The sequence below is a fragment of the Streptomyces xylophagus genome, from assembly GCF_000716435.1.
In the GTDB taxonomy this organism is placed as follows: domain Bacteria; phylum Actinomycetota; class Actinomycetes; order Streptomycetales; family Streptomycetaceae; genus Streptomyces; species Streptomyces xylophagus.
The window spans coordinates 1-25,344 of record NZ_JNWO01000002.1; the positions used below are offsets into that span (position 1 = coordinate 1).

Annotated in this window: 25 protein-coding genes; 12 read left to right on the top strand and 13 right to left on the bottom strand. The window is 70.8% G+C overall.

Annotated features, from left to right (window positions below):
* Positions 1–119: 119 nt before the first annotated feature.
* Both OO70_RS03420 and OO70_RS03425 read right to left on the bottom strand, forming a co-directional pair.
* Positions 120–2,111 carry an alpha-1,4-glucan--maltose-1-phosphate maltosyltransferase gene (locus OO70_RS03420; RefSeq protein ID WP_043663783.1) on the bottom strand — a complete coding sequence of 664 codons (1,992 nt, stop codon included), beginning with the start codon at positions 2,109–2,111 and terminating at the stop codon, positions 120–122.
* 72 nt (positions 2,112–2,183) lie between these two features.
* The gene (locus tag OO70_RS03425; protein WP_043665278.1) at positions 2,184–2,486 is read right to left on the bottom strand and encodes a DUF5133 domain-containing protein; all 303 of its coding nucleotides are present in this window, start codon (positions 2,484–2,486) and stop codon (positions 2,184–2,186) included.
* Positions 2,487–2,784: 298 nt separating this feature from the next.
* Here OO70_RS03425 and OO70_RS03430 point away from each other — a divergent pair, with 298 nt between their 5' ends.
* Positions 2,785–3,288, top strand: coding sequence for a hypothetical protein (locus OO70_RS03430; protein WP_043663784.1), 504 nt, complete (start codon positions 2,785–2,787; stop codon positions 3,286–3,288).
* A gap of 23 nt (positions 3,289–3,311) precedes the next feature.
* Positions 3,312–5,420 (top strand): glycogen debranching protein GlgX, encoded by a 2,109-nt coding sequence (glgX, locus tag OO70_RS03435; RefSeq protein ID WP_199827256.1) that lies wholly within the window; start codon positions 3,312–3,314, stop codon positions 5,418–5,420.
* 3 nt (positions 5,421–5,423) lie between these two features.
* On the opposite strand, the gene OO70_RS03440 is transcribed toward glgX, so the two are convergent.
* Positions 5,424–6,227 carry a VOC family protein gene (locus OO70_RS03440; RefSeq protein WP_043663786.1) on the bottom strand — a complete coding sequence of 268 codons (804 nt, stop codon included), beginning with the start codon at positions 6,225–6,227 and terminating at the stop codon, positions 5,424–5,426.
* A gap of 143 nt (positions 6,228–6,370) precedes the next feature.
* Between OO70_RS03440 and OO70_RS03445 the strand changes: the two genes are divergently transcribed.
* The 4 genes from OO70_RS03445 (at position 6,371) to OO70_RS03460 (ending at position 9,208) form a co-directional block, all read left to right on the top strand.
* A complete protein-coding gene (locus tag OO70_RS03445; RefSeq protein WP_043663788.1) occupies positions 6,371–6,826 on the top strand; it encodes a MarR family winged helix-turn-helix transcriptional regulator in 456 nt (151 codons plus the stop codon).
* Positions 6,823–7,683, top strand: coding sequence for an ABC transporter ATP-binding protein (locus OO70_RS03450; protein WP_043663790.1), 861 nt, complete (start codon positions 6,823–6,825; stop codon positions 7,681–7,683). The genes OO70_RS03445 and OO70_RS03450 overlap by 4 nt, the downstream gene beginning before the upstream one ends.
* Complete coding sequence (locus OO70_RS03455; protein WP_043663793.1) at positions 7,643–8,503, top strand: ABC transporter permease; 861 nt, start codon at positions 7,643–7,645, stop codon at positions 8,501–8,503. The genes OO70_RS03450 and OO70_RS03455 overlap by 41 nt, the downstream gene beginning before the upstream one ends.
* A gap of 189 nt (positions 8,504–8,692) precedes the next feature.
* On the top strand, positions 8,693–9,208 hold the full coding sequence (locus OO70_RS03460; RefSeq protein ID WP_043663796.1) for a hypothetical protein: 516 nt from the start codon (positions 8,693–8,695) through the stop codon (positions 9,206–9,208).
* Between the two features lie 10 nt (positions 9,209–9,218).
* Here the strand turns inward: OO70_RS03460 and hemC are convergent, their stop codons facing one another.
* The 9 genes from hemC to OO70_RS03505 form a co-directional block, all read right to left on the bottom strand.
* Positions 9,219–10,154 (bottom strand): hydroxymethylbilane synthase, encoded by a 936-nt coding sequence (gene hemC, locus OO70_RS03465; RefSeq protein WP_043663798.1) that lies wholly within the window; start codon positions 10,152–10,154, stop codon positions 9,219–9,221.
* Positions 10,155–10,227: 73 nt separating this feature from the next.
* Complete coding sequence (locus OO70_RS03470; protein ID WP_043665282.1) at positions 10,228–11,235, bottom strand: questin oxidase family protein; 1,008 nt, start codon at positions 11,233–11,235, stop codon at positions 10,228–10,230.
* A 172-nt stretch (positions 11,236–11,407) separates the two neighbouring features.
* Positions 11,408–12,976 carry an MGH1-like glycoside hydrolase domain-containing protein gene (locus tag OO70_RS03475; RefSeq protein ID WP_043663800.1) on the bottom strand — a complete coding sequence of 523 codons (1,569 nt, stop codon included), beginning with the start codon at positions 12,974–12,976 and terminating at the stop codon, positions 11,408–11,410.
* Positions 12,977–13,053: 77 nt separating this feature from the next.
* The gene (locus tag OO70_RS03480) at positions 13,054–13,830 is read right to left on the bottom strand and encodes an NPP1 family protein (protein WP_043663802.1); all 777 of its coding nucleotides are present in this window, start codon (positions 13,828–13,830) and stop codon (positions 13,054–13,056) included.
* Between the two features lie 138 nt (positions 13,831–13,968).
* The gene (ligD, locus tag OO70_RS03485) at positions 13,969–14,916 is read right to left on the bottom strand and encodes a non-homologous end-joining DNA ligase (protein ID WP_078651234.1); all 948 of its coding nucleotides are present in this window, start codon (positions 14,914–14,916) and stop codon (positions 13,969–13,971) included.
* Between the two features lie 159 nt (positions 14,917–15,075).
* Positions 15,076–15,765: a response regulator gene (locus OO70_RS03490; RefSeq protein ID WP_043663807.1), complete on the bottom strand. Its 690-nt coding sequence runs from the start codon at positions 15,763–15,765 to the stop codon at positions 15,076–15,078.
* Positions 15,762–16,970: a sensor histidine kinase gene (locus OO70_RS03495; protein WP_043663810.1), complete on the bottom strand. Its 1,209-nt coding sequence runs from the start codon at positions 16,968–16,970 to the stop codon at positions 15,762–15,764. Before OO70_RS03495 ends, OO70_RS03490 begins: the two co-directional genes overlap by 4 nt.
* A 248-nt stretch (positions 16,971–17,218) precedes the next feature.
* Complete coding sequence (locus tag OO70_RS03500; protein WP_043663812.1) at positions 17,219–17,863, bottom strand: response regulator; 645 nt, start codon at positions 17,861–17,863, stop codon at positions 17,219–17,221.
* A 22-nt stretch (positions 17,864–17,885) separates the two neighbouring features.
* Positions 17,886–19,046 (bottom strand): sensor histidine kinase, encoded by a 1,161-nt coding sequence (locus OO70_RS03505; RefSeq protein WP_043663813.1) that lies wholly within the window; start codon positions 19,044–19,046, stop codon positions 17,886–17,888.
* A gap of 178 nt (positions 19,047–19,224) precedes the next feature.
* Here OO70_RS03505 and OO70_RS03510 point away from each other — a divergent pair, with 178 nt between their 5' ends.
* From OO70_RS03510 to OO70_RS03535, 6 genes are all read left to right on the top strand, one after another.
* Positions 19,225–19,407: a hypothetical protein gene (locus tag OO70_RS03510; protein WP_043663814.1), complete on the top strand. Its 183-nt coding sequence runs from the start codon at positions 19,225–19,227 to the stop codon at positions 19,405–19,407.
* A gap of 360 nt (positions 19,408–19,767) precedes the next feature.
* On the top strand, positions 19,768–20,490 hold the full coding sequence (locus tag OO70_RS03515) for a response regulator transcription factor (protein WP_106971623.1): 723 nt from the start codon (positions 19,768–19,770) through the stop codon (positions 20,488–20,490).
* A gap of 356 nt (positions 20,491–20,846) precedes the next feature.
* Positions 20,847–22,088, top strand: a complete 1,242-nt coding sequence (locus OO70_RS03520) for a cytochrome P450 (protein WP_043663819.1) — start codon at positions 20,847–20,849, stop codon at positions 22,086–22,088.
* A gap of 49 nt (positions 22,089–22,137) precedes the next feature.
* Positions 22,138–22,335 (top strand): ferredoxin, encoded by a 198-nt coding sequence (locus OO70_RS03525; protein WP_043663821.1) that lies wholly within the window; start codon positions 22,138–22,140, stop codon positions 22,333–22,335.
* On the top strand, positions 22,332–23,507 hold the full coding sequence (locus OO70_RS03530; protein WP_043663822.1) for an NAD(P)/FAD-dependent oxidoreductase: 1,176 nt from the start codon (positions 22,332–22,334) through the stop codon (positions 23,505–23,507). Before OO70_RS03525 ends, OO70_RS03530 begins: the two co-directional genes overlap by 4 nt.
* Positions 23,488–24,327, top strand: a complete 840-nt coding sequence (locus OO70_RS03535) for an SDR family oxidoreductase (protein ID WP_043663824.1) — start codon at positions 23,488–23,490, stop codon at positions 24,325–24,327. Before OO70_RS03530 ends, OO70_RS03535 begins: the two co-directional genes overlap by 20 nt.
* 67 nt (positions 24,328–24,394) lie before the next feature.
* Here OO70_RS03535 and OO70_RS03540 read toward each other — a convergent pair whose 3' ends face one another.
* A complete protein-coding gene (locus tag OO70_RS03540; RefSeq protein WP_043663826.1) occupies positions 24,395–25,198 on the bottom strand; it encodes an EamA family transporter in 804 nt (267 codons plus the stop codon).
* Between the last annotated feature and the right edge of the window lie 146 nt (positions 25,199–25,344).

Below are 25,344 nucleotides of genomic sequence, written 5' to 3' on the forward strand. Positions count from 1 at the left end.
GTTGCTGTCCTGGAAGGAGCGGACCAGGACCTCGTAGAAGACGGCGCGTTTGAACCACTCGGGGTCCCGGTCCTTGGCGGGAGTGTCCTCGAAGGTGTCGTGGACCGGTTCGTTGACAGTCATGAAGCTCTTGACCCTCCGCTCTGTGTGGACCGCCGGACGTGGAGCACGTGCGCGGGAGCCCGGCCGGGTTCGAGACGCACATAGTTGGTCCTGCCCCACTGATAGGACTCACCCGTCAGTTCGTCGTACACCGACATGGATTCGTTTGATTCCAGGCCGAGTTGCGGCATGTCCAACGAGACCGTGGCCTCCTGGGTGTGGTGCGGATCGAGGTTGACGACCACCAGAACCGTGTCCACGCCCGTTGTCTTGCTGTACGCGATCAGCGCGTCGTTGTCCGTCCGGTGAAAGCGGAGATTCCTGAGCCGGCGCAGCGACGGATGGCGGCGCCGGATCGCGTTGAGAGACGCGATGAGAGGAGCGATGCTACGTCCTTCTCGCTCGGCAGACTCCCAGTCGCGGGGGTGGAGTTGGTACTTCTCGGAGTCGAGATACTCCTCGCTGCCCGGCCGTAGCGCGGTGTTCTCGCACAGTTCGTAGCCGCTGTAGACGCCCCATGTCGGGGACAGCGTGGCGGCCAGTACCGCCCGCAGTTCGAAGGCGGGCCGGCCGCCGTCCTGGAGGAACTCGTGCAGGATGTCCGGGGTGTTCACGAACAGGTTCGGCCGCATGTAGGCGGCTGCCTCGCCCGACAACTCGCTCAAATACTCGGTGAGTTCCTGCTTGGTGTTGCGCCAGGTGAAGTAGGTGTACGACTGCTGGAAGCCGACCTGCGCGAGGGTGGCCATCATCGCGGGCCGGGTGAACGCCTCCGCCAGGAAGATCACGTCCGGGTCGGGGCCGTTGATCTCGGCGATGACCCGCTCCCAGAAGACGACCGGCTTGGTGTGCGGGTTGTCGACGCGGAAGATCCGCACCCCGTGGTCCATCCAGTGCCGCAGCACGCGGAGCGTCTCGGCGACCAGCCCGTCCAGGTCCCGGTCGAAGGCGATGGGGTAGATGTCCTGGTACTTCTTCGGCGGGTTCTCCGCGTACGCGATGGTGCCGTCGGGGCGGTGATGGAACCACTCCGGGTGCTTGTCCACCCACGGATGGTCCGGCGAGCACTGCAGCGCGAAGTCCAGCGCGATCTCCAGACCCAGCTCGGCGGCCCGCGCCACGAACGCGTCGAAGTCCTCCAGCGTGCCCAGCTGCGGGTGGATCGCGTCGTGGCCACCCTCCGGGGAGCCGATCGCCCACGGGACGCCGATGTCCTCGCGCCCGGCGGACAGGGTGTTGTTCGGGCCCTTGCGGAAGGTGGTCCCGATGGGGTGGATCGGCGGCAGGTAGACGACGTCGAAGCCCATCGCGGCAATCCCGGGCAGTCGTTTGGCCGCCGTACGGAACGTGCCGTGAGGCTGGGCCGGGGTGCCCTCGGAGCGGGGGAAGAACTCGTACCACGCGCCGTAGAGTGCCCGCTCCCGCTCGACCAGCAGCACGCGAGGTTCGGAAGTAGTCACCAACTCCCGCAGCGGGTACCGCTCCAGCACCCCTTCCACATCCGGCGTCAACGCGGCCACGAACCGCGTGCCCACCGCCAGCGTGTCGTCGCGCAGTGAGTCTGCCGCCGCCAGCACCGTGGCGCGGGCCGGTCCCTCGGGCACCCCGGCGGCGGCGCGGGCGTGCAGTTCCGCGCCCTCCTCCAGCATCAGGCCGACGTCGATGCCGGCCGGGATCTTGATGCGGGCGGCTCGGCGCCAGGTGGCGACGGGGTCGCCCCAGGCCTCCACGACGTAGGACCAACGGCCTGTCGTGTCCGGGGTGACCTCGGCGCCCCAGTGGTCGCTGCCGGGGGCGAGTTCGCGCATCGGGGTCCAGGGGCCGGGGCGGCCTTCCGGGTCGTGGAGGACGACGTTGGCGCCGATCGTGTCGTGGCCCTCGCGGAACACGGTGGCGGTGACCTCGAAGGTCTCGCCCACCACCGCCTTCGCCGGGCGGGCGCCGCTGTCCACGGCCGGGCGTACGTCACGTACCGGAATGCGGCCGATGGCCGCCGGGGTCGCGTTCATGGGTCTCACCTCCGCCGTGCTCGTGGCCGGGCTGTTCGCCCGGCCGGGGTCCAAGCTGCGCCGGAAGGGGGACTACCTTCCCGCCGGGGAACGCTGTTCGACGGCGACGGGCGGTCCGCGGTGGACGACGGCCGTCGTACGGGGGCGTCCGTTCTGCTCCTGGAGGTACGAGCCCTCGCTGCTGCACAGATAGCGCTCGGCGGCGTCCGCGGCCTCGCGCGCGCAGCGCTTCCCCATCAGCACGCACAAGGTGTAGCCCGAGTCCTCGAAGGTGGCCCGCGCCGTCCGGTCGCCCGGCGACGCGAGCATCACGCGTTCCCACACCCGGTAGCGCCGCAGGTGGCGGGCTACTTCGGCTTTGGCGGGTAGCAGCATGGCGCTGTTCACCTTCCGCCTCGGCGGACCGCGTTTCCCGACCGTCGGGTGGCGGCCGTGCACGGAGAGGGATCGTTCCGTCACGGCAGTCGAGGCTTTCACTCATGGTGCACAGGTGATGACCAAGCGTCTTGTTGGATCTTCAACTACCTCACCCGTCGCTCGTGTTGCACGAATGGCCTAGCGCTCGCACTCTGGAGCTGACTCAGAAGCGATCAGTGCTCACGCTTCGTGTTCGGGGCTCCGGCCCCGCAGGGCGAGGGGAAGCGCGAGCTTCGCCGGTAGGGAGCCAACGAAGATGAAGACCGCAGTGCCCTGCTACTACCACCTCGACGTGGACGTCAGCCCGGAACGGGTCGGACAGGTCAGGCGCATCCTGGCCGCCCACCTCCGCCTCTGGGACCTGGAGATTCTCGTGGAGCCCGTCTGCCGCGGCGCCGAGCTGCTGCTGCGGGCCATCGACGAGCACGCCACCGACAAGCACACCTCGATCGAGCTCTGGTGGAACGGCCAGCACCTGATCACCGCCATCGGCGACAACAACCGCGATCTGCGCCCGGACCAGGACCTGCGCGCCTGTCTCGCCCGGATCGCCGCGATGAGCGACGGCTGGGGCTGCTGCGCCACCGACACCGGAAGCAAGGTCATCTGGTTCTCGCAGCGCGCCCGCAGCGGCGAACGCGTCCCGCGCGTCCCCAGGACGCCCGCGCCGCGTCTGCGGGAAATGCTCCAACTCCCCCGCGAGGTACCGGCCGCCCTCCCGACCCGCCCGCCGCACGGCGCCCTGGAGGACGCCCGGTGACCGCGAGCCCGCGCAGGAAAGGGGTGTCCGTGTGGAGCGGGCACCCCTATCCGTTGGGTGCCGCCTTCGACGGGAAGGGCACCAACTTCGCGCTGTTCAGCGAGGTCGCCGAGCGCGTCGACCTCGTCCTCGTCGATGACGACGGCAGCCACCGGAACGTCCGGCTGACCGAGGCCGACGGCTTCGTCTGGCACTGCTATCTGCCCGACGTGGGTCCGGGGCAGCGATACGGCTACCGGGTGCACGGCCCGTGGGCTCCGGCCGCCGGACACCGCTGCAATCCCGCGAAGCTGCTCCTCGACCCGTACGCCCGGGCGGTGGACGGCCAGATCGACAACGACCCCTCGCTGTACGAGCGTTCGGCCGGCCCCGCCCCCGGCGACAGCGGCGGACACGGCATGCTCGGCGTGGTCACCGACCCGGCCTTCGACTGGGGCGACGACCGCCCGCCCCGGCGCTCGTACGCCGACACCGTGATCTACGAGGCCCATGTGAAGGGGCTGACCCGCACCCACCCGGAAGTGCCCGAGGAACTCCGCGGCACGTACGCGGGACTCGCGCACCCGGCGGTCGTCGACCACCTCGCCCAACTCGGCGTGACCGCCGTCGAGTTGATGCCGGTGCACCAGTTCGTGCAGGACGGGGTGCTCCAGGACCGGGGCCTGTCCAACTACTGGGGCTACAACACCATCGGCTTCTTCGCGCCCCACAACGCCTACGCCGCGCACCGCGAACGAGGCGGGCAGGTAACCGAGTTCAAGTCCATGGTGAAGGCGCTGCACGCAGCCGGCCTCGAAGTCATCCTCGACGTCGTCTACAACCACACCGCCGAGGGCAACGAGAAGGGTCCCACCCTGTCCTTCCGGGGCATCGACAACGCCTCCTACTACCGTCTGGTGGACGGCGACTGGGGCCACTACTACGACACGACGGGCACCGGGAACAGCCTGCTGATGCGGCACCCCTACGTCCTTCAGCTGATCATGGACTCGCTGCGCTACTGGGTCACCGAGATGCACGTCGACGGCTTCCGCTTCGACCTCGCGGCCACACTGGCCCGGCAGTTCCACGAGGTCGACCGGCTGTCGGCGTTCTTCGACCTGATCCAGCAGGACCCGGTGATCAGCCGCGTCAAGCTCATCGCCGAGCCGTGGGACGTGGGCGAGGGTGGCTACCAGGTGGGCAACTTCCCGCCGCTGTGGTCGGAGTGGAACGGCAAGTACCGTGACGCCGTACGGGACTTCTGGCGGGGCGGCGAGCACACGCTCGGCGAGTTCGCGTCCCGGCTCACCGGCTCGTCCGACCTGTACCAGCACAGCCGGCGGCGTCCGCGTGCCAGCGTCAACTTCGTCACCGCGCACGACGGGTTCACCCTGCGCGACCTGGTCTCGTACAACGACAAGCACAACGAGGCCAACGGGGAAGGGAATCGGGACGGCGAGAGCAGCAACCGGTCCTGGAACTGCGGGGCGGAGGGGGAGACCGACGATCCCGCCGTCCTGGAGCTGCGCGCCCGGCAGCAGCGCAACTTCCTTGCCACGCTGCTCCTTTCGCAGGGCATCCCGATGCTCGGCCATGGCGACGAACTGGGCCGCACTCAGCGCGGCAACAACAACGCCTACTGTCAGGACAACGAAGTCGCCTGGATCGACTGGGAGTTGACCGGCGAGCAGCGCGAACTCGCCGCCTTCACGCGGTATGTCATCGGGTTGCGCGCCGCACATCCCGTGCTGCGCCGTCGCCGGTTCTTCCGGGGTGAGACCGCCGTGCACGCCGGACAGCCGCTGCCCGACCTCGTGTGGCTGCTGCCGGACGCGCGCGAGATGGCCGACCGGGACTGGCAGCGCTCCGACGCGCACTGTATGGGCGTCTTCCTCAACGGTGACGCCATCGCCGAACGCGACCCGCACGGCGGGCCCGTCGTCGACGACTCCTTCCTGCTCCTGCTGAACAGTTACTGGGAGGCCGTCGATTTCCGGCTGCCCGACGGCACCTACGGCGAGCGCTGGACGACCCTGATCGACACAGCCGAGCCGCAGGGTGCTCCGGACGAGACGGAACACAAGGCCGGCACGGAGATGGTGGTCGAGGCGCGCAGTCTCGTGCTGTTGTCGCGGCCTGCCAGGCGGTGAGGGTCAGGGGGCGCCGCGCGAGGTCACCGTGAACCGGGCGCCGTCCGGGTCGCGCAGCACGGCGTCGTGCGCGTTCTCCCGCAGGACGCTCCCGCCGTAGGCCTCCGTGACCCGTGCGCAGGACCTGATGTCCGAGACCGCGAAGTGGACCTGCCAGTGGGGGCGGACGGTCGGGTCGGGGGCCGCCTCCAGGGCGCCCGACTCGATGCGGGCGACGACGTTGCCGCCGCTGCGCAGGACCACCTCGCCGCCCTCGTACTGCACCTCGCAGCTCGCCGGGTCCGCCGAGGCCCAGTCGAGAACCTCGCCGTAGAAGATCGCCGCGTCGAAGGCGTCGCGGGTGCGCAGCCGGACGAAGGCCGGGGCCGAGCGGCGCCAGGTCTCCCAGCCGCGCATGAGGTCGCCCTCCCAGATCCCGAAGGTCGCGCCGTCCCGGTCGCCGAGCAGGGCCGCGCGGCCGGGCGGGAAGGAGAGCGGTCCCACGGCGACCGTGCCGCCGCGCTCCCGTACCCGGGCCGCGGCCACATCCGCGTCGGGCACGGCGAAGTACGGCGTCCACGCCACCGCGACCTGCCACATCGAGGCGACCGCGGCCAGGCCGGCCACCGGAATGTCGTTCGCCGTGGCGATCCGGAAGCGGTCGCCGAGACTGGCCTCGCGCCACTTCCAGCCGAACACGGCCTCGTAGAACGCCTCGGTGGTCTCCACGTCGCGGCTGGTGAGACTCACCCAGCAGGGGGCGCCGAACACCGAACGGGTGGAGACGGCGTCCGGCTCGCCGAGGGACGGTTTCCTGTCGTGGTTCATGGCAGTCGCGTTCCGATCTCGTGGACCGGCGGCCACCGGTCTCCTCCCAGTGTCCAACCGGAAGCGGTCGCGCTGCCTCCCGAGCACGGGTCTTGACCATCCTTTTGGGTTAGTTACCTCTGCTAAAGAGGTAATCTCCGGGTGTGGAGACGGAGAAATTCCCGGAAGAGCTGGCCGACGCGCTCGTCGGGGTCCAGCGGCTGATCCGCAGGCGACTGCGCAGCGAGATGACCATGCCGCGGCTGCGCGGCGCCGAGGTGGAGCTGCTGCGCCTGGTCGAGGTCCGGCCCGGTATCGGCATCTCGGACGCGGCAAAGGAGCTGTTCCTCGCGAGCAACTCGGTGTCGACGCTGGTCAACCAGCTGGCCCGGGACGGCTTCCTGATCCGCGAGACGGACCCCGCCGACCGGCGCGCCGCCCGCCTCCAGCTCACCGGGACGGCCAAGACCCGCCTCAGCGACTGGCACGCACGGCGCGCCGAGCTCGTCCGCGCACAGGTCGACCGTCTCGACCAGGCGGACCGGGACGCGCTGCGCGCGGCGATCCCGGCCCTGCACCAACTGGCCGTCAATCTGCACGAGGAGGTCGAGGACTCATGACGCCGGACACCGCCACCGGGCCGTCCCCAGCCGTCAGCTGCACCCGGCTGACCTATTCCTTCGGCGAGACCACCGCGGTCGACGGACTCGACCTGTCCGTGGGGGAGGGCGAGGTCTTCGGACTGCTCGGCCCCAACGGCGCCGGAAAGACCACGGCCATCCGCTGTATCACCACCCTCCTGCCGGTCCCGGCGGGCATGGTCCACGTCTTCGGCCACGACACGGCCAAGGAGCAGATGTCCGTACGACGACTGCTCGGCTACGTCCCGCAGCAGCTGTCCGCCGACAGCGGGCTCACCGGCCGCGAGAACGTCGCTCTCTTCGCCCGCGTCTTCGACGTCCCTCGCAGGGAACGCGCGGCCCGCGTCGCCCAGGCCCTTGAGGCGGTCGACCTCACCGACGCCGCCGACCGGCTGGCCAACACCTACTCCGGCGGCATGGTCCGCCGGCTCGAACTCGCGCAGGCCCTGGTCAGCGCACCCCGACTGCTCATCCTCGACGAACCCACCATCGGCCTCGACCCGATCGCCCGCACCAGCGTGTGGGAGCACATCAACGCCGTACGCGAGGCGACCGGCATGACCGTCCTGGTCACCACCCACTACATGGACGAGGCCGACCAGTACTGCGACCGCGTCGGCCTGATGCACCGCGGCCGCATCCGCGCCCTGGGCACCCCGGTCCAGCTCCGCGAGGGCCTCGGCGAACGCCGACGGGCCGACGGCGCGCCCGCCACCGATCCGCTGCCCACCCTCGAGGACGTCTTCCGGGACATAGCCGGCAGCGGTCTCGAAGACCAGTCAGGAGGTTTCCGCGATGTCCGAAGCACCCGCCGCACCGCGAACCGCGTCGGCTGACCGCACCCCCGCCACCAGCCTGAACCTGCTGCTGACCCCGCCCGAACCCCGGGCCGGCTGGCGCCTGATCCCCGCCCGCGTCATCGCGATGTGCGCCGTCGAACTCCAGAAACTTCGCCACGACCGCACCGAGCTGTACACGCGAGCCGTCCAACCGGCCCTGTGGCTCCTGATCTTCGGTCAGACCTTCACCCGCATCAAGGCGATCCCCACCGGCGGCATCCCCTACATCGACTACCTGGCCCCGGGCATCATCGCCCAGTCCGCGATGTTCATCGCCATCTTCTACGGCATCCAGATCATCTGGGAACGTGACGCCGGCATCCTCAACAAGCTCCTCGTCACCCCGACCCCGCGCTCGGCACTGATCACCGGCAAGGCCTTCGCGGCCGGTGTGAAGTCACTGATCCAGGCCGTCGTCGTGGTCGTGATCGCCGCGATCCTCGGGGTGGCGCTGACCTGGAACCCGCTGAAGCTGCTCGGCGTCGGGGCGATCGTGATCCTCGGCTCGGCCTTCTTCTCCTGTCTGTCGATGACCATCGCCGGCATCGTGCTCAGCAGGGACCGGCTGATGGGCTTCGGACAGGCGATCACCATGCCGCTGTTCTTCGGTTCCAACGCCCTCTACCCGGTGGCGATCATGCCCGGCTGGCTCCAGGCGGTCAGCAAGGTGAACCCGCTGAGCTACGAAGTGGACGCCCTGCGCGGGCTGCTGCTCGGCACCCCGTCGCATCTGGGCACCGACTTCGGCGTCCTGCTGGTGGCCGCCGCACTGGGTATCGCCGCCGCTTCCTCCCTGCTCGGACGGCTCGCCCGCTGATCTTGCCGGGGACGTGATGTGCGGCACGCTCCCGGCCAGGATTCGACGGCCCGAATGCGGATTCTTGCTGCGCACGGCTTGATCAGTGATCAAGTGGGCGAAAACGCTGGCCACAGCGCATTCTGCTCATTTGACAGTGCGCTGAGCACACAGATAGGAAGCAGCTCTCTGAGGTCGAGAGGGTGCACTGTGTACGAGCCCAACGTGGTCGGGGACTGGCAGGAGTACGACGAACATGCCGGTCTGCGTGTCCGCGTCCACAGCCTGGCGGCGGCCGAGCCGCCGCGCGGACGTGACGACGCGGCCGAAGGGCTGACCTACTTCACGCTCCGTGTCACCGTCGAGAACCGCGGCGCGCGGCACCTCGGCATCCACCTGGAGGACGGTCAGATCGACGTCAGGCTCGGCCCGGACGGCGAGAGCGCCTTCATCGACTGGCGCAGCTCGCAGTTCATCGAGGGCTTCGACGTCTACCCGCTGCGCCGTGCCACCGCCGTCGTGTACGCGGCCGGTGCGGAGGCCTCCCTGACGCAGGTGGACGTACAGATCCAGCTGCGGGTCGAGGAGGAGTGGACCGAGCGGCGCCTGTGGGCGGGCGGTATCGGTCTGTGCGAGGAGGCCGTCGCGGCCGGTGCCGGGCGGGACGGCCTGGTGCACCAGGTGAGCAAGTTCCTCCGGGACCAGGCGGAACCCGGCACCCCCTGAGACCCTCGGGTCAGTGCGGGATGCCGTCGATGATCTCCCGGGCACCCTGCCGCAGCAGCGCCACCGCCACCGACGTGCCGAGCGTCGCCGGGTCCAGTCGACCCGCCCACTCGTGGGCGTTGAGCCGGGTCTTGCCGTCCGGAGTGAACACACAGGCGCGCAGCGACAGTTCACCGCTCCGGTCCACCTGGGCGTACCCGGCGATCGGGCTGTTGCAGTGCCCCTGGAGGACGTGCAGGAACATACGCTCCGCAGTGGCCTCGCGATGGGTCTCGGGGTGACCGAGCGCACTGATCGTGTCGATCACGTCGGTGTCGCCCTCGCGGCACTGCAGGGCGAGGATGCCCGCGCCGATCGGCGGCATCATCGCCTCGGCGGACAGCACCTCGCTGATCACGTCGCACCGGTCGATGCGCTCCAGGCCGGACATCGCCACCAGCAGCGCGTCGGCCTCGCCCGCCGCGAGCTTCTCCAGCCGCCGGTTGACGTTGCCGCGGAACGGCACGCACTCCAACTCCGGGTGCGTGGCGGCCAGTTGGGCGACCCGGCGGACCGACGAGGTGCCGATGCGGGTCCCGGCCGGCAGCTCGTCGAGGGTCAGCCCGCCCGGGTGGATCAGGGCGTCCCGGATGTCGTCCCGCTTCAGGAACGCGGCGAACGTCGTACCGGCGGGCAGCGGCCGGTCGGCGGGCACGTCCTTCATGCAGTGCACCGCGAGATCCGCCTCACCGGCGAGCAGCGCGGCGTCCACCTCCTTGGTGAACGCCCCCTTGCCCTCGACCTGGGACAGAGCTCCCATCCACTTGTCGCCGGTCGTCTTCACCGGCACGACCTCGGTGCGCACGTGTGGATGGAGGACGGCCAACTCGGCGCGCACGCGCTCCACTTGGGCCAGCGCCATGGGCGAGTCGCGGGAGACGATACGGATCAGTTCGGGCACGGACATGCGGACACGATAGACCTTCCGAGACGTCCCCCGACGCAGCACGGGTCAACTCAAACCCGTCGCACCACGCGAATCAGACAAGGGGCTCACTGATCTCCACGGCGCGCAGCGCGGCGACCAGGGCCGTTTCGTCCCCCACGTCCAGCGCGGTGTCGGTGAACTTGATCACGTGTTCGTCGCCATGGACCACGGCCCGCTCGAGCACCTCCTCGGCCGTGAGGCCCGCCGACGGTGTGTACCCGATCGGCTCACTCGGGGCGTACATCGCGGTGACCGCCGCCGACGCCGTCCACGCCGCGTGCAGACTCGGTGCCCACAGGTCCCGGGGCAGCGCGTCGAGGGCGCGCAGCACGGCGTTGGGCGCCGTCGCCGCGTGCACCAGCATCGTCGGCTCGCCGTGCCCGTGGGTGGCGTAGCGATGCGTGGCAGCGCGCACCAGCTCGGTGAGCCGTTCCCGCGCCACCTCCGGATCGCTCACCTCGCCCGCCCAGACGGGCAGTTGACGTACGGCGTCCAGCCGAGCGCGGAATCCGACCACCCCTCCGGCGATCGGCGGCACGGCGTCGAGAGTGCCGGCGGCGCTGGTTCCGCCGGGCAACGGCACGATGCCCACCACGGGTTGATGCCGCGCGGCCCAATAGCCCAGCCCATGCGCGAGTTCGGTACGGCGGGGTTCGTTCTCGCCCGAGCCGAGCGCCCGTACGGCATGGCCGACGCGGATGACCGGGTGGGTGGCGCCGGCGTAGATCCCGGGCAGCAGACGCGGCCACCACACGGCGAGGACGCTCCGCCAGGGGTGCTCGGCGACGGCCCGGGAGAAGTAGCCGATCCAGTCGGCGGCCCGGCGCGGATCGCCCAGCGCCGAGGGCCAGTTGTCGTCCGTGACGGGAGCCACCGCGTCGGGGAAGTCCTCCAGCTTGTCCCGGTAGAGATCGAGCCAGCGATGGACGGCCCCCGCCCGCCCGTGCGCGGCGAGCGCCTCGGCGACCATCGGCGCGTGATTACTGAGCCAGCCGTTTCGCTCGGGCCCGGTGGAGTGCAGCCGTTCGAATGCCTCTTCCAACGTTCCGCTCGTGTCCATGCCCAGCACGCTAGGCGCGGGGCTGCGTCCGCAGAACGGGCGGGAGGCGTAAGAAGAGCCCACCTCTGGTCCTACACCCGAGGACCGAGCGGATCGGGGCGCTGCCCCGGCAGCGCCCTGAAGGGGCGCGGGGAACTGCGCGACCAGCCACGACGGCGCGGCAGCCGAACGACTACCTACCGCCGCCCAACTCGATCGAGATCACACGATCCCCCCGCCCGTCCGAGGCCACGACAGGTTCCGCCGCCCGCCCGTCCACCGTGCACGACAACACCTCGCTCCCCCCGCCGCTCAACGTGACATCCAACGTCATCCCCCGATACGGCAGCCCACGCAACCGCACCGGGCCCCAGTTCGACGGCAGGCACGGGCGGAGCCGTAGCGCGTCGTCCGTGAACGTCAGGCCGAACAGGCCGTCGTGGATCAGCCGCAGATACGCCGTCGCCGACCAGGTCTGGTCGGGCTGGGAGACGAAGTGGGAGGCGTGCCCGCTCGCGCCGCCCTGCCAGCCGCCGTCGACGGCGCCGGTCACGGAGTTGTACAGCTCGTAGAAGCCGCCGCTCGTGGTGACCAGGTCGACGAGGGTGTCGACGGCGAGGGCGAACGGCTCGGTGCGGCCCGCGTCGGCGGCGGCCTGGCCGTACAGCCCGTGGACCATCGGCCAGACCATCACGTTGTGCCGTCCCGGACGCCGGTCGTCGAAGCGCGGGAAGTGCGGCCAGACGTTGACGATGCCGTACGGCTGCCAGTGCGTGGAGTCGAGGAGCTGCCCGGCGCGTTGGCGGTCGGCGACGCCGAGGAGGACGGCGAGGGCCAGCCCCGCGCCCTCCTGGGAGGTGTCGAGGTGTCCTGCAAGGGGGCCTTCGCCGTGGACGAGGTAGCCGTAGGTGTCGGCGTCCGCGCGCCACAGGTGCTGGTCGATCGCCGTGCGCAGGTGGTCCGCGTCCGAGCGCAGTGAGGCGGCCTGTACGGGGTGGCCGAGGGCCTCGGACATGGCCGCGAGGGCGAGATGGGCGCCGTAGTAGAGGCAGTTGGTCGACAGGCACATCAGCTTGGCGGCGTGCGGGTGGTCGAGGACGAAGGACGAGTGGACGGACTTCGAGGCGGGCGGGCTGGGGTAGCCGGAGATGCCGTCGTTCATGAAGCCCGGGCCCTCGAAGAGGCCGAACGACGGGTTGAAGTGCTGGGCGCGGCGGGCCGCGAGGGTGTGCGCGGACGTCTCGTGGGCCCGGGTGAGGAAGGCCAGGTCGCCGGTGACGAGGTAGTGGTGGTGGGCGGCCAGGACCCACACGATCTGGTCCCACCACTGATTGTCCTGCTGGACGACGAGCCCGTCCCGCGCGCGGTCCACCACGGACCACAGGGTGTTGCGGGCGACCTCCGGCGCCAGCAGGCTGACCCCGCTCCACGTGTTGACGGCCGCGTCGCGAGTCCAGCGCTGCGGCGCGGGATAGCCGCCGCCCGCCCGGACGACAGTGCCGGGCGGGTAGCTGAGCAGGCCCGCCTTGTCGTACACCGAGCGGTCGGCGCCGATGGTGTTGGCGCCGGACACGGATCTGAGCGCGGGCGAGTAGAGGGCGCCGAGCCTGCGTTGTACGGCCGGGTCGTCGAAGGCGAGGGTGGGCATGGCGTATCCGTTCCCGGGAGCCGGGCCCTGCGCACCCGCAGGGATGGCCGTCGCCCCGGCGATACCCAGGGCGATGAGCAGAGCCCTGCGTGAGATCCCGCGTTCAGCTGCCACGTTCCGTCCTCTCGGGCTCCCGGCGTCGAGATGACTCCGGGAGCCCTGAGAACGATGGTGCCCTGTAGACGGTACCGTCAGGCCGCCGGGTCGAACGCGATTCCGGAAGGCTTCGCCGAGGTGAGGTGGGCCACGAAGTTGGCGTCCTTGAGTCCGAAGTTGGCGCTGCCGAAGTCGTAGGCGCTCAACTTGTCGCGCAGGCCCGCCGGGTAGCCGTTCCAGCCGACGAGCGGCGGGTACTGCCAGGTGTGCTTGTCGTTCTCCGGCGGCTCGTCGTTCGCGTTCCCCAGCCGGAAGTCGTGCGTGCCGATGCCGTCCTTGTGGTAGACGATCTTGGCGTGGGTGCCGTCGAAGCGGACGTCGGACGCCGCGTGCACGGTGAACGAACCGTGGTTGGACGTCGACACGTACTGGATCGTGCCGTTCTGCACCCACACCACGACGTGTTCCCAGTCGTTGCGGTGCCCGCCGATGCTGGAGTTGGCGACGGCCTGGTCCTTCTCGAAGTACAGGCCGTACATGTACGCGCACCAGCCGTTGTTGCACTTGTAGCGCGAGTAGCTGTTGGTGTTGTCGAGGTCCGAGGCGTCGTGGCACTCGCCGCTGAGCGAACCCGTCGGGTTGAGGCCGCCGTTGATGGTCCCGTCGGGGCCGATCGCGGGCGTCGGGTAGCAGCCGTCCGTGTCGTAGTCGAAGGCGGGCAGATACGTCTGCTCGGCGGCTTCGGCGTTCGCGGGCAGTGCCTTGGGCGGGGCGGCGAAGGCGGCGTTCGGGAACGCGATGACGAGCGCGGCGGCACCGCCGAGACCGGCGAGCCACCTTCTGCGGCGGGTGCGGGACTTCTGGGACGACACTGCGTCCTCCTCTTCGGGCGCAGCCCAACGGCTGTGGGGGGAAAGGGCTTTCAGAGTCCCTACTTTTCATGTACGTGCCAAGGGGGCGGGGTGTCACTTCGGTAACAGGCCGCCCAATACTTGATCTTCGTAACCTCCTCAGCTCCGTGGGAAGTCGGCGGCCGACTCCTCCGGCGCCAGGTCCGGGCGCAGCCGCAGCCAGGACGGCTGGCGCAGCATCCCGGCCCGGGTACGGGTGCTGTAGCGGACCTCGCCGACCAGCCGGGGCACGACCCAGTGCGCGTCGGCCACCGGCGGTACGGGATCGAAGGGGCACCTGTCGGTCCCGGCGGCCCGCAGGAGTACGGCGAGTTCGGCGCGTTCGGCCTCGCTCCAGCCGGTGCCCACATTGCCGACGTACCGCAGCCGCCCCTCCGCGCGCTGTCCCACCAGCACCGCGCCCGGCAGGCCCGACAGGCGCCCCTTGCCGGGCACCCAGCCGCCGACGAGCACGTCCTCGCTGCGCAGGTTGCGGATCTTGATCCAGGCGCGGGAACGGACCCCGGGTTCGTACACCGAGTCCAGCCGCTTGCAGACGAGCCCCTCCAGGCCGTGCTCGCGGGTGGCTCGCAGTGCCTCGGCGCCATGCCCGGTGAGTGCGGCGGGAGTTGACCAGTACGGGCCGTGCAGACCGAGTCGCTCCAGCTCGGCGCGACGATGGGTGTAGGGGAGTGCTAGGAGAGGTCGGTCGAGGTACGGGACGTCGAACAGCACCAGGTGGACGGGCGTGTCCGCGGCTCGGCGGGCCGCCAGCGCGGGCGACCCGGCCAGGCCCATCCGGTTCTGCAGCAACTGGAAGTCGGCGCGCCCCTGTTCGTCCAGGGCCAGCACCTCGCCGTCCAGGATCGCCGGGGTGTCGCCCAACTCGCGCGCCAAGGACAGCAGTTCGGGATAGGCGCCGGTGATGTCCTCGCCGGAACGGGCACGTAGGACGACGCTGCCGTCGCCCGGGAGGTGGACCAGCACGCGCTGGCCGTCCTGTTTGGTCTCGTAGGCCCACCGGGTGTCCTGCGCGGCGGGCGGGAGGGTGCCGGGGGTGGCGAGCATGGGCGGGATGCGGGGGAGGGGCGGGGGTGGTGGGGTCACGGCAGAGGTGTCGACGGGGGTGGGCGGTGGCACGCGTGTTTCGGGATGGGTTCGCCTGAATGGGGTGAACGACCGCTGGTTTGCCGGAAGGACCGCGGGGCTGCCTGAACGGCCGCCGCGTCAGAACTCGGGACCGGGCGGAAGCGGCGCCTGCACCAGACCCGTCTGGTAGGCCATCACCACGAGTTGGGCGCGGTCGCGGGCGTCGAGTTTCGTCATGGCGCGGTGCACATGGGTGCGGACGGTCAGCGGGCTGACGTACAGCTTCTCGGCGATCTCGTCGTTGGAATGGCCCTCGGCGGCCATGGCCATGATCTCGCGTTCCCGGGCGGTGAGGGCGCCGAGTCGGTCGGGCGTGGCCAGCGGCGCGCCCTGTACGGGTGTGGCCAGGAAGCGGGTGATCAGGGTGCGGGTGGCGAGCGGGGAGAGGAGGGACTCGCCGGACGCGACCGTGCGGATGCCGGACAGCAGCGCCTCGGCGGTGACGTCCTTGCCGAGGAAACCGCTCGCGCCGGCCCGCAGTGCCTGTGCCACGTACTCGTCGACCTCGAAGGTGGTGAGGATGAGGACGCGGGTGCCGGACAGCGCCGGGTCGGCGCAGATGGCGGTCGTGGCGGTCAGGCCGTCGGTGCCGGGCATGCGGATGTCCATCAGGACGAGGTCGGGACGGTGTTCACCGGCCAGCAGGATCGCCTCGGCGCCGTCCGCCGCCTCGGCGACCACCTCTATGTCCTCGCAGGTGTCGATCAGGATCCGGAAGGTGGCCCGCAGGAGGGCCTGGTCGTCGGCGAGGAGCACGCGGATGGTCATGGGGTTCTCTCCGGTTCCGGGGCGCTGGGGTACAGCGGCAGTTCGGTGGTCACTTCGAAGCCGCCCTCGGCGCGGTGCCCGGCCTGGAGGGCGCCGCCGACCGACCGGGCACGCTCGCGCATCCCGATCAGCCCGAACCCGTGGCCGGGTGCTGGGGCGGCTGCCGTCGCCGCGCTCGCTCCGTCGTCGGTCACGGTGACGGTCAGCCGGTCGTGGAAGTAGCGCAGGCGCACGTGCGCCGACGCGGTCGTGGCGTGCTTGCTCACGTTCGTGAGGGCCTCCTGCACGATTCGGTACGCCGTCAGGTCCACCCCGGGGGAGAGCGGATGCGGCTCGCCCTCCGCCGTGACGGTGACCGTGAGTCCCGCGGCCCCGAACGCGCTTGTCAGTTCGGCGAGTTGGGCAAGGCCCGGGCTCGGGGCCAACGGTGCATCGGGGTCGTCGGGCCGGCGCAGCAGACCGACCGTGCTCTTCATCTCGCGCAGCGCGGAGGACGTCGTACCGGCGAGTTCCGTCAGGATCTTCTGCACATGGTCGGGGTGGGTGCGCGCGAGGTGGGCGGCGGTGCCGGCCTGGGCGTGGGCCAGGGCGAGATGGTGGGCGACGACGTCGTGCAACTCCCGGGCGATACGCATCCGTTCCTCGGCCACCCGGTGCCGGGCCTCCTCCTCCCGGCTGCGCTCGGCGTACTCGGCCCGCGCCTGCACCGCCTCCAGGTAGGCGTCCCGCAGCCGCAGCGCGTTCCCGGCGACGACCGGCAACAGCAGCCAGGCGGCCGGTCCGACGGTCTTGAACGGCCAGGGGTGATGCGCCGGGTCCATCACCGTGGCCGTGGTCACCACCAGCACGACCGAGGCGAAGAAGTAGCGGCGGGCCGTTCTGCGCCGGGTGAGGACGGCCAGCCGGTACAGGGCCAGCATCAGCGGCCCCAGCATCAGCGGGGTGAGCAGACAGCCCAGCGCGCCGGCCCCGGCGGCGGCCACCGCGGTGACGGCGACGACCGTACGAGGACGGCTCCGCTGCCAGAGCAGGGCCGCGCAGGAGATCGCGGCGAGCGCGATCGTGGGGCCCACCGCGTCCGGGCGGGGGCCGTTGGGCACGCCCAGTTCGCTGCCGAAGAGGAACATGGCGAACAGCAGGACGGCCGACATGGTGTCGACGGTGCGGAGGTGCTCGTCCGCGTAGCGCTGCCAGCTGTCGTTCATGGAGGTCTCCGGTGGGGCTCCTGGGGTCGGGGTCGGTCCTGGCCGGCGGTGCCGGAAGGCGAGCCGGTGCGGTCGACGGAGGAACATCGCCACGGGACGGGGCACTCCACATCTGCTCTCGGTGAACGATCCAGCCTCCCAGGCGGACCCCCCACCCCGTCGTCCTGCGGCTGCCGACAATCGTGGCTACTGAGAACGCAGTACGCGCCGCCGGCCGTGTCATCCCCGGGCACGACCGGCGGCGCGTGTCACACGTTCTGCAGATACGCCAGCACGGCCAGCACCCGGCGGTGCCCGCTGTCGCTCGGCGGCAGGCTCAGCTTCAGGAACACATTGCCGATGTGCTTGCTGACCGCGCGTTCCGTGACGACCAGGGTCTTGGCGATCGTCGTGTTGTCGTGGCCCTCCGCCATCAGCTTCAGCACCTCGCGCTCACGCGGGGTCAGCGAGTCCAGCGGTGAATTACGGCGCCGGGTGAGCAGCTCGGTCACCACCTCGGGGTCGAGCGCCGTACCGCCGGCCGCCACCCGGTCCAGCGCGTCCAGGAACTCGTCCACGCGGCCGATCCGGTCCTTGAGGAGATAGCCGACCCCGCTCGCCCCGACGCCCAACAGCTCGGCGGCGTACGACTCCTCGACGTACTGCGACAGCACCAGCACCGGCAGCCCGGGGATCCGCGCCCGAGCCTCCAACGCGGCCCGCAGCCCCTCGTCGCGGAAACCGGGCGGCATCCGCACGTCGAGCACGGCGACGTCCGGCCGGTGTTCGAGCAGCACGGGCAGCACCTCGGGCCCGCTGCCGGCGACGGCCACGACCTCGTGCCCTGCCGATGTCAGCAACAGGACGAGGCCCTCCCTGAGCAGGGCGTTGTCCTCGGCGATCACCACTCTCACGACAGTTCCGCCTCAACTACGCTCACCAGACGCACGGCAGCTCCACTTCGATCACGGTAGGTCCCCCCACGGGGCTGGTCACGGTCACACTGCCGTCGAGCGCGGCGACCCGGCGCTGCATACCGAGCAGCCCCGATCCGCCCGCTTCGTCGGCTCCGCCCCGCCCCTCGTCGCGCACCTGGACGCGCAGTCCGGTGCGGGCGCGGGCGAGATGGACGTCGGCGCGGTCGGCGCCGCTGTACTTGGCCGCGTTGGTCAGCGACTCGGCGATCACGAAGTAGGCCGCCGCCTCCACCGCCGCCGGAGCGCGCGGCCCGTCGTGTCCGTCGGTCAGCCCGTCCACGGTCACGGTGACCGATAGGGCGCTGCTGGCGGCCAGTGCCCGCACCGCGCCGACCAGGCCGCGGTCGGTGAGGATCGGCGGATGGATGGCGCGTACGACGTGCCGCAGATCCGTCAGCGCCTCCTCGGCCAGCGTCTGCGCGTCGTCGAGCATCCTGCGCGCCGCCTCCGGGTCCTGGTCGTAGGCCCGCTTGGCGAGCCCGATGCGCATCGACAGCGACACCAGCCGGGCCTGCGTCCCGTCGTGCAGATCCCGCTCGATCCGGCGTAGTTCGGCACCGTGCGCGGCGATCGCGCCGGCCCGGGTCTGCACCAACTCCTCGACTCGTACGGCCAGTTGGGCCTTCGGTGAGGGCTTCAGCAGGACGGTGGACCAGTGGGCGTCGAGATCCGCGAGCCGGCTGATCAACGGCAGGACGACGGCCCGGCGGCGCAGCAGCCCGCACCACACCCCGTCGACGACCAGCCCCAGCGGCCACAACGGCAGCATCAGCACGGGCAGCACGCCGTAGCCGTAGTAGGCGACCATCCAACGGAAATCGGTGAGCGTGCCCGGGTCGCGGACCGCCGTGCGCACCCGCTCCCGGACGGTGCCGGTGAGCGGCTGGTACGCCTCGGGGATCTTCCGGCCCGTCCACGCCCCCGCCTGCTGCCGCTTGGCCCCGGCGATCCGCCGTATCAGCAGCACCGTCTCCGGCAGCATGAACGCGCCGACCACCGCGGCCGTGGCGATCGCGGTGATCAGGAGCACGGTGATGAAGATGTACGACCCGAAGGCCATCGCGGCGGAGATGACCAGCTGGAGCGACGCCCGGGCCGCCTGCCGCAGGGTGTGGCGCATGGAGATCAGGTTAGGCGCGTGGGCCCGCCGGCGGTGGAGCTGACCGCCCGGCACGGGTGCAGCCCGCTCCACCACGGGTTCGGGAGAGCGCTCCCTCGTGTCGCCGGGCGGACGACGGAATCGTTGAAGCAACACGTCAACCAAGATCCAAGTCTTCTCGATCCGGAGGAAACCACCCATGAAGCCGCTGCTCGCGTCGAGACCCGTGCTGTGGTTCCTGTTCCTGTTCAACCTGGTCGTCGCCACGGCCGCGCCCTTCGTCGCCGCGGGGGCACAGGCCGTCCTGACCGCCGTGGGCATGGGTGTCGTCTCGATGGGGGCGGGCGTCAGCCTGTTCCGGACCCGCCGGAGGCAAAGCTGACAGGTCCTGTCGGTCATGTCGGGGGCCCGCGCCTACGGCACCGCGGGACCGGAATGTCGGAGACGGGAGGGGGTTTGTCCGCGGACCCGGTGCCGAGCCGGGGGAGTGGTCGGCGACCGGGTCCGGGACGGCGCCGACCCCCGTCCCCACGGGTTCGGCGCGGGGGCCGCCTTCCGCTCAAGGCGGCCCCGGCTCTGGTGAGCGAGGGCTCAGGTGCACTCCTGCTTTCCGACGGGCCCGACCGGGGCCCGGCTCCACGACGGCCATGGTTGAGTTAGGCAAGCATATGGGACTTACTTGAGTCAAGCAATCGAATGTATATTGCTTGAGTCAGGCAAGCAGCGCGGTAGGGTGATGCACATGTCCACGTACGACAGCATCGGTGAGACACGATCACTCGCCCGCGGTGGCGGGCAGCATCTGCTCGTCGCCGTGGATGAGCCGGACAACGCCGAACTCCTCTCCACGACACTGGAGTTGGCGGGCTACCACATCAGGACGGCCGGCAACGGCACCGAGGTGGTGGCGCGGCTCGCGGAGCAGCAGTTCGAACTGGTCGTCATCGACGCGGAGTTGCCCGAGATGGACGCGCTCGCCGAGGGCCGCCGACTCGTCACGCACCGCCCGCCCGTCCTCCTGCTCACCGCCTGGGACGCCCTCGACAGGCTGCTGCCCGAACTGGGCGCGGGGGAGCGGGACTACGTCACCAAACCCTTTCGGATCGCCGAAGTGCTGGCCCGCATCCAGGTGTTGCTGCGAGGCCGGGGCGGCTGTCGGGACGGTGCGCTGCACTATGCCGACCTGGTCCTGGACGACACCACCTGTCAGGCGCGGCGCGGCCGGCGCATCCTCGATCTGACGCCCGCGGAGTACCGGCTGCTGCGCCATCTCCTCGTCAACGCGCACAAGGTGCTGTCCAAGGAGCAGATCAGCCGGTACGTCTGGGGAGACTTCCGCGGCGGCAATGCGATGGAGCAGCTCGTCTCCCGTCTCCGCCGCAAGGTGGACCAGGAAGGTGCGGCGCTCATCCATACGCGCCGGGGCTTCGGTTACTGGCTCGGGGGTGCGGCCGCCGAGAGGTGAGCGGTCCGGTGGGGGAGTTGCAGGGGATTCGCGGAGCAAATACGAGCCCCCTGTGAAGTGGTGTGCCGGGAGGTGTCGCGGTGATGCGGCGCCGCCCGTTTCGCGTTGCGTTCGCGAGTCGGTGTCGTCACGTCCTGATCATTCAACCCGCAGGAAATTCACCCGAGTTGACCCTCCCTGACATCTGTGTCCGGTTCATGGCAACAGTGACGACGTGTGATCCGGGCCACGTCAGGACGTTGTCAGGAAACTGACCGGAAGGCGTCAGCCCACTCTGTTTGCATGTGCTCATCGAGGCCTCGTTCCCAGTATCCCGGCGCTCCGCCCGCGTGGAGCCCCCACCACCGAGGAGAGACATGGCCGACGTCCTGACCGACACCGCGCCCGACACGGCAGCGGCGGTCCCCGAATACCCGATGCAGCGGGACGCACGCTGCCCCCTCGCCCCGCCGCCCGCCGTGCACGGGCTGCGCGACGGGAAACCGCTCTCCAAAGTCCGTATCTGGAACGGCAGTACGCCCTGGCTGATCACCCGCCACGCCGACCAGCGCGCCCTGCTCACCGACCCGCGCGTCAGCGACGACGACCTGGAACCCGGCTTCCCCTACGTCAACGCGCACCGCGCCGAGATCGCCCCGCACACCCCGCGGATGATCACCAACACCGACGCCCCCGAGCACACCCGGCTGCGCCGGACGGTCAACGCGCCGTTCCTCGTCAAGCGCATCGAGGCCATGCGGGCCCCCGTCCAGAAGATCGTCGACGAGCTGATCGACGACATGCTGGCCGGCCCCAACCCCGCCGACCTGCTCACCGCGCTCGCCCTGCCCGTCCCCTCGCTGGTCATCGCCGAACTGCTCGGAGTGCCCTACGAGGACCACGACTTCTTCCAGCGCAACAGCAGCATCGCGCTCGACAGCGCCGCCTCGCCCCAGGAGGCGCGGGAGGCGAGCGGCGCGCTGGCCGCCTATCTGGACAAGCTCATCGGGCTCAAGCTGGAGAACCCGGGCGAGGGCGTGCTGTCCGAGATGGCAGGGCGGGTCAACAGCGGTGAGATGACCCGCACCGAGGCCGTCCACATGGGCGTCGCCATGCTCATCGCCGGGCACGAGACCACCGCCACGATGATCAGCCTCGGCACGCTCGCCCTGCTCCAGAACCCCGGCCAACTCGCCCTGGTACGGGACACGGACGACCCGAAGGTCATCGCCGGCGCGGTCGACGAACTGCTGCGCTACCTGACCATCGTCCAGACCGGAGTCCGTCGCGTCGCCAAGGAGGACATCGAGCTCGGCGGCGTCACCATCCGCGCCGGCGAGGGCATGATCTTCGACCTGCACGCCGCGAACTGGGACCCCGAGGCCTTCCCCGAGGCCGACCGCCTCGACATCACCCGCTCCGCCCGCCAGCACCAGGGCTTCGGCTACGGCCCCCACCAGTGCCTCGGCCAGAACCTCGCCCGCCTCGAACTCCAGGTCGTCTACGGCACCCTCTACCGCCGCATCCCGACCCTCCGACTGGCCGCCCCCGTCGAGCAGTTGGCCTTCGACCGCACCGGCACGACCTACGGCGTGGCCTGCCTGCCCGTCGCCTGGTGACCACCCCCTCATCAACGAGCCGAACGAACAGAGAGCAGAGGACACAGCCATGAAGGTCGAACTCGACGAACCGAAATGCGTCGCCTCCGGGCAGTGCGTGGTCGCCGCCCCCGACGTCTTCGACCAGCGGGACGACGACGGCGTGGCGATCCTCCTGGAGGAGCACCCCGGCGCCGAACTCGTCGACGACGTACGGGAAGCCGTGGCGGTCTGCCCGGCCGCGGCCATCCGACTGGTGGAGCGGTGACCCGGATCGTCGTCGTCGGAGCCTCGGCCGCCGGACTCGCGGCGGCCGAGACACTCCGCCGCGAGGGCTACACCGGCACGCTCACTCTCGTGGGCGAGGAACCCCATCTGCCCTACGACCGGCCGCCGTTGTCCAAGCAGGTCCTCGCCGCGGAGTGGGAGCCGGACCGGGTGGCCCTGCGCACCCCGGACGACCTGAGCGGGCTCGGCCTCGACCTGCGTCTCGGTGTCGCCGCGACCGCGCTCGACCTCGCCGCGCAGGCGATGTGGCTGTCGGACGGTGCGCAGGTGGCGTACGACGGGCTGATCATCGCGACCGGGGTGCGCCCGCGGCGGCTGCCGGGTGAGGGCGCGCATGTGCTGCGCACGCTCGACGACGCCCTCACCCTGCGCGAACGGCTCGGTCCCGGGCGGCGGTTGGTCGTGGCCGGCGCCGGGTTCCTTGGTGCGGAGGCCGCCGCCGTGGCCTGGCGTCTGGGGGCCCGAGTGACCCTGCTGGAACCGGCTCCCGTGCCCCTGGCGCACGCCGTCGGGGAGCAGGTCGGGCAGGTGCTGGCGCAGGCCCACGTCGAGCACGGCGTGAACCTGCGCACCGGAGTCTCCGTCACCGAGGTGACCGACGAGGGCGTACGGCTCGCGGACGGCAAGGAGATCGAGGCCGACGAGGTGCTCGTAGCGATCGGCTCGCTGCCGAACACCGGGTGGCTCGCCGACAGCGGACTGTCGGTGGGCGACGGCGTCGTGTGCGACGAGTACTGCGAGGCCGCGCGGAACGTCTACGCGGCCGGTGATGTCGCCCGCTGGTACAACCCGCTGTTCGGCACGTCGATGCGGATCGAGCACCGCACCAACGCGGCCGAGCAGGGCATTGCCGCCGCCCGCAACCTTCTGAACCCCGAGGCACGCAAGGCGTTCGCGCCCGTGCCGTACTTCTGGTCCGACCAGTACGACATGAAAATCCAGGCCTACGGCTATCTGCGCGGCCACGACGAAGTCGCCGTGGTGGACGGGGACTTGGGCGAACGGCGGTTCGTGGCCGCCTATCGCACCGGCGACCGGCTCACCGGCGCCCTCGCGGTCGGCATGCCGCCCAAGGCGATCCGCGGATGGCGGCAGGCCATCGTGGCCGGAGCGAGCTGGCAGGAGGCCCTCCATGGCGCAACGACCGTCTGAGGAACCCCGCGACGTCGTCGTGGTCACCGGCGCCGGCGGCATGGGGACGGCGATCGCGCGTCGCCTCGGCAGCGGCAGGACCCTGTTCCTCGCCGACGCCTCGCGCGGCCAACTCGACCGCACCGTGGCCGCGTTGCGCGCCGAGGGCTACGCGGCACACGGCGTCCTCACCGACATCTCCGACCGAACGGCGGTCGAGAAGCTCGCCCAGGCCGCAGCCGGAGAGGGCCGGATCGTCGCCGTCGCGCACACGGCCGGGGTCTCCGCGTCGATCGCGTCGGCGCGCACGATCCTTGAGGTCGACCTGCTCGGCACCGTCCATGTGATCGACGCCTTCGAGGAGGTGGCAGGACGCGGCACCGCCCTGGTCGCCGTCTCCAGCATGGCCGGGCACTACGCCTCGCTCAGCCCCGAGGACGAGGCCGCCCTCGCGACGGCACCGGCGGAGGAACTCCTCTCCCTGCCCGTCGTCACCGCCGTGGGCGACGACTCGCTGCGCGCCTACATGGTCGCCAAGCGCGCCAACCATGTACGCGTGGAGGCCGCCGCGCTCGCCTGGAACCTGCGCGGTGCCCGCATCAACACCGTGAGCCCCGGCGTCATTTCGACCGCGATGTCGAAGGCCGAGGCCGAGTCGCCGCACGGCCGACACATGCTCAAGATGATCGACGACTGCGGAGCGCGCCGCACCGGCACACCTGGCGAGATCGCCGACGCGGTGGCCTTCCTCACCGGTCCCCAGGCCCAGTTCATCACGGGCACCGATCTGCTCGTCGACGGCGGGCAGGCGGCCTGGGTGCGTCGGCACATGCGGCACTGACCGCCCCGCCCCGGACGCCGGCCACCCCACGGACACCGGCGTCCGGCCTGTACCGGGGCGCCATTGTTCAGTCCCGGGAAGTCAGAATGCTCAGCGCGTTCGCGGCCACGATGGCTCCGATGCCTACCCATTCCGCCCAGCCCAGCCGCTGACCGAGGCCGATCCATCCGACCACGGCGGCGAGCACCGGGTTGACGCTCATGAACAGCCCGAAGGCCGGGGCCGGCACCCGGCGCAGGGTGAACAGATCGGCCAGATACGGCACCGCCGACGACAGCACCCCGGCCGCCACGGCACACGCGGCCGCCGTGAGGGTCGGCGGATGCCGGACCCCGACGACGATCCCGACCGGCAGGAACATCAGCGCGGACACCCCGGCCGCGGCCGCCGCACCCTGCGCCCCGGGGATGCGTCGGCCGACGGTCCGGTTGAGCAGGATGTAGGACGCCCAGCACGCGGCGGCCAGGAGGCCGAGGCCCATGCCCAGGTAGTCGGCCGAGGGGCGCGGACGCATCAGCGTCACCACGCCCGCCGCCGCGATCAGCGCGTAGCAGACGTCCACGCGGCGCCGGGTAGCGGCCAGCGCTATGGACAGCGGGCCCAGGAACTCCAGCGTCACCGCCAGACCTAGGCCGACGCGGTCGATCGCGGTGTACAGGGACAGGTTCATCGTCCCGAACACCACGGCGAGCAGCAGTACCGGCCACCACTGCCGCCAGGTGAACTCCCGCAGCCGGGGCCTGCCCACGGCGAACAGGACGGCGGCGGCGACGTACTGGCGCACCGCGACCACCCCCACGGGCCCGATGACGGGGAAGGCGAGGGAGCCGAGCGCGGCACCGGTCTGGTTGGACAGCCCGCTGCCGGCCATGGTGGCGACACCGGCGAGTCCCACCCGGGACGGCCGCGGGGCGCCATGTGACGTGGTGGGCAAGGGAGTTGTCGCTGAGGAAGCTCCAGGCATGGTCCGATCGTGCGCCCCGCCCGCAGTTGCGCAAAATGCAACCACCGGACGAT

What these genes read in the sequence shown, in the direction of transcription:
- OO70_RS03510 (WP_043663814.1), top strand. Translation starts at nt 19,225, where the DNA reads ATGAAGCCGCTGCTCGCGTCGAGACCCGTGCTGTGGTTCCTGTTCCTG.
- OO70_RS03495 (WP_043663810.1), bottom strand. Translation starts at nt 16,970, where the DNA reads ATGAACGACAGCTGGCAGCGCTACGCGGACGAGCACCTCCGCACCGTC.
- hemC (WP_043663798.1), bottom strand. Translation starts at nt 10,154, where the DNA reads ATGTCCGTGCCCGAACTGATCCGTATCGTCTCCCGCGACTCGCCCATG.
- OO70_RS03520 (WP_043663819.1), top strand. Translation starts at nt 20,847, where the DNA reads ATGGCCGACGTCCTGACCGACACCGCGCCCGACACGGCAGCGGCGGTC.
- OO70_RS03505 (WP_043663813.1), bottom strand. Translation starts at nt 19,046, where the DNA reads ATGCGCCACACCCTGCGGCAGGCGGCCCGGGCGTCGCTCCAGCTGGTC.
- OO70_RS03540 (WP_043663826.1), bottom strand. Translation starts at nt 25,198, where the DNA reads ATGGCCGGCAGCGGGCTGTCCAACCAGACCGGTGCCGCGCTCGGCTCC.
- OO70_RS03430 (WP_043663784.1), top strand. Translation starts at nt 2,785, where the DNA reads ATGAAGACCGCAGTGCCCTGCTACTACCACCTCGACGTGGACGTCAGC.
- OO70_RS03525 (WP_043663821.1), top strand. Translation starts at nt 22,138, where the DNA reads ATGAAGGTCGAACTCGACGAACCGAAATGCGTCGCCTCCGGGCAGTGC.
- OO70_RS03440 (WP_043663786.1), bottom strand. Translation starts at nt 6,227, where the DNA reads ATGAACCACGACAGGAAACCGTCCCTCGGCGAGCCGGACGCCGTCTCC.
- OO70_RS03425 (WP_043665278.1), bottom strand. Translation starts at nt 2,486, where the DNA reads ATGCTGCTACCCGCCAAAGCCGAAGTAGCCCGCCACCTGCGGCGCTAC.
- OO70_RS03470 (WP_043665282.1), bottom strand. Translation starts at nt 11,235, where the DNA reads ATGGACACGAGCGGAACGTTGGAAGAGGCATTCGAACGGCTGCACTCC.
- ligD (WP_078651234.1), bottom strand. Translation starts at nt 14,916, where the DNA reads ATGCTCGCCACCCCCGGCACCCTCCCGCCCGCCGCGCAGGACACCCGG.
- OO70_RS03420 (WP_043663783.1), bottom strand. Translation starts at nt 2,111, where the DNA reads ATGAACGCGACCCCGGCGGCCATCGGCCGCATTCCGGTACGTGACGTA.
- OO70_RS03515 (WP_106971623.1), top strand. Translation starts at nt 19,768, where the DNA reads ATGTCCACGTACGACAGCATCGGTGAGACACGATCACTCGCCCGCGGT.
- OO70_RS03490 (WP_043663807.1), bottom strand. Translation starts at nt 15,765, where the DNA reads ATGACCATCCGCGTGCTCCTCGCCGACGACCAGGCCCTCCTGCGGGCC.
- OO70_RS03450 (WP_043663790.1), top strand. Translation starts at nt 6,823, where the DNA reads ATGACGCCGGACACCGCCACCGGGCCGTCCCCAGCCGTCAGCTGCACC.
- OO70_RS03455 (WP_043663793.1), top strand. Translation starts at nt 7,643, where the DNA reads ATGTCCGAAGCACCCGCCGCACCGCGAACCGCGTCGGCTGACCGCACC.
- OO70_RS03535 (WP_043663824.1), top strand. Translation starts at nt 23,488, where the DNA reads ATGGCGCAACGACCGTCTGAGGAACCCCGCGACGTCGTCGTGGTCACC.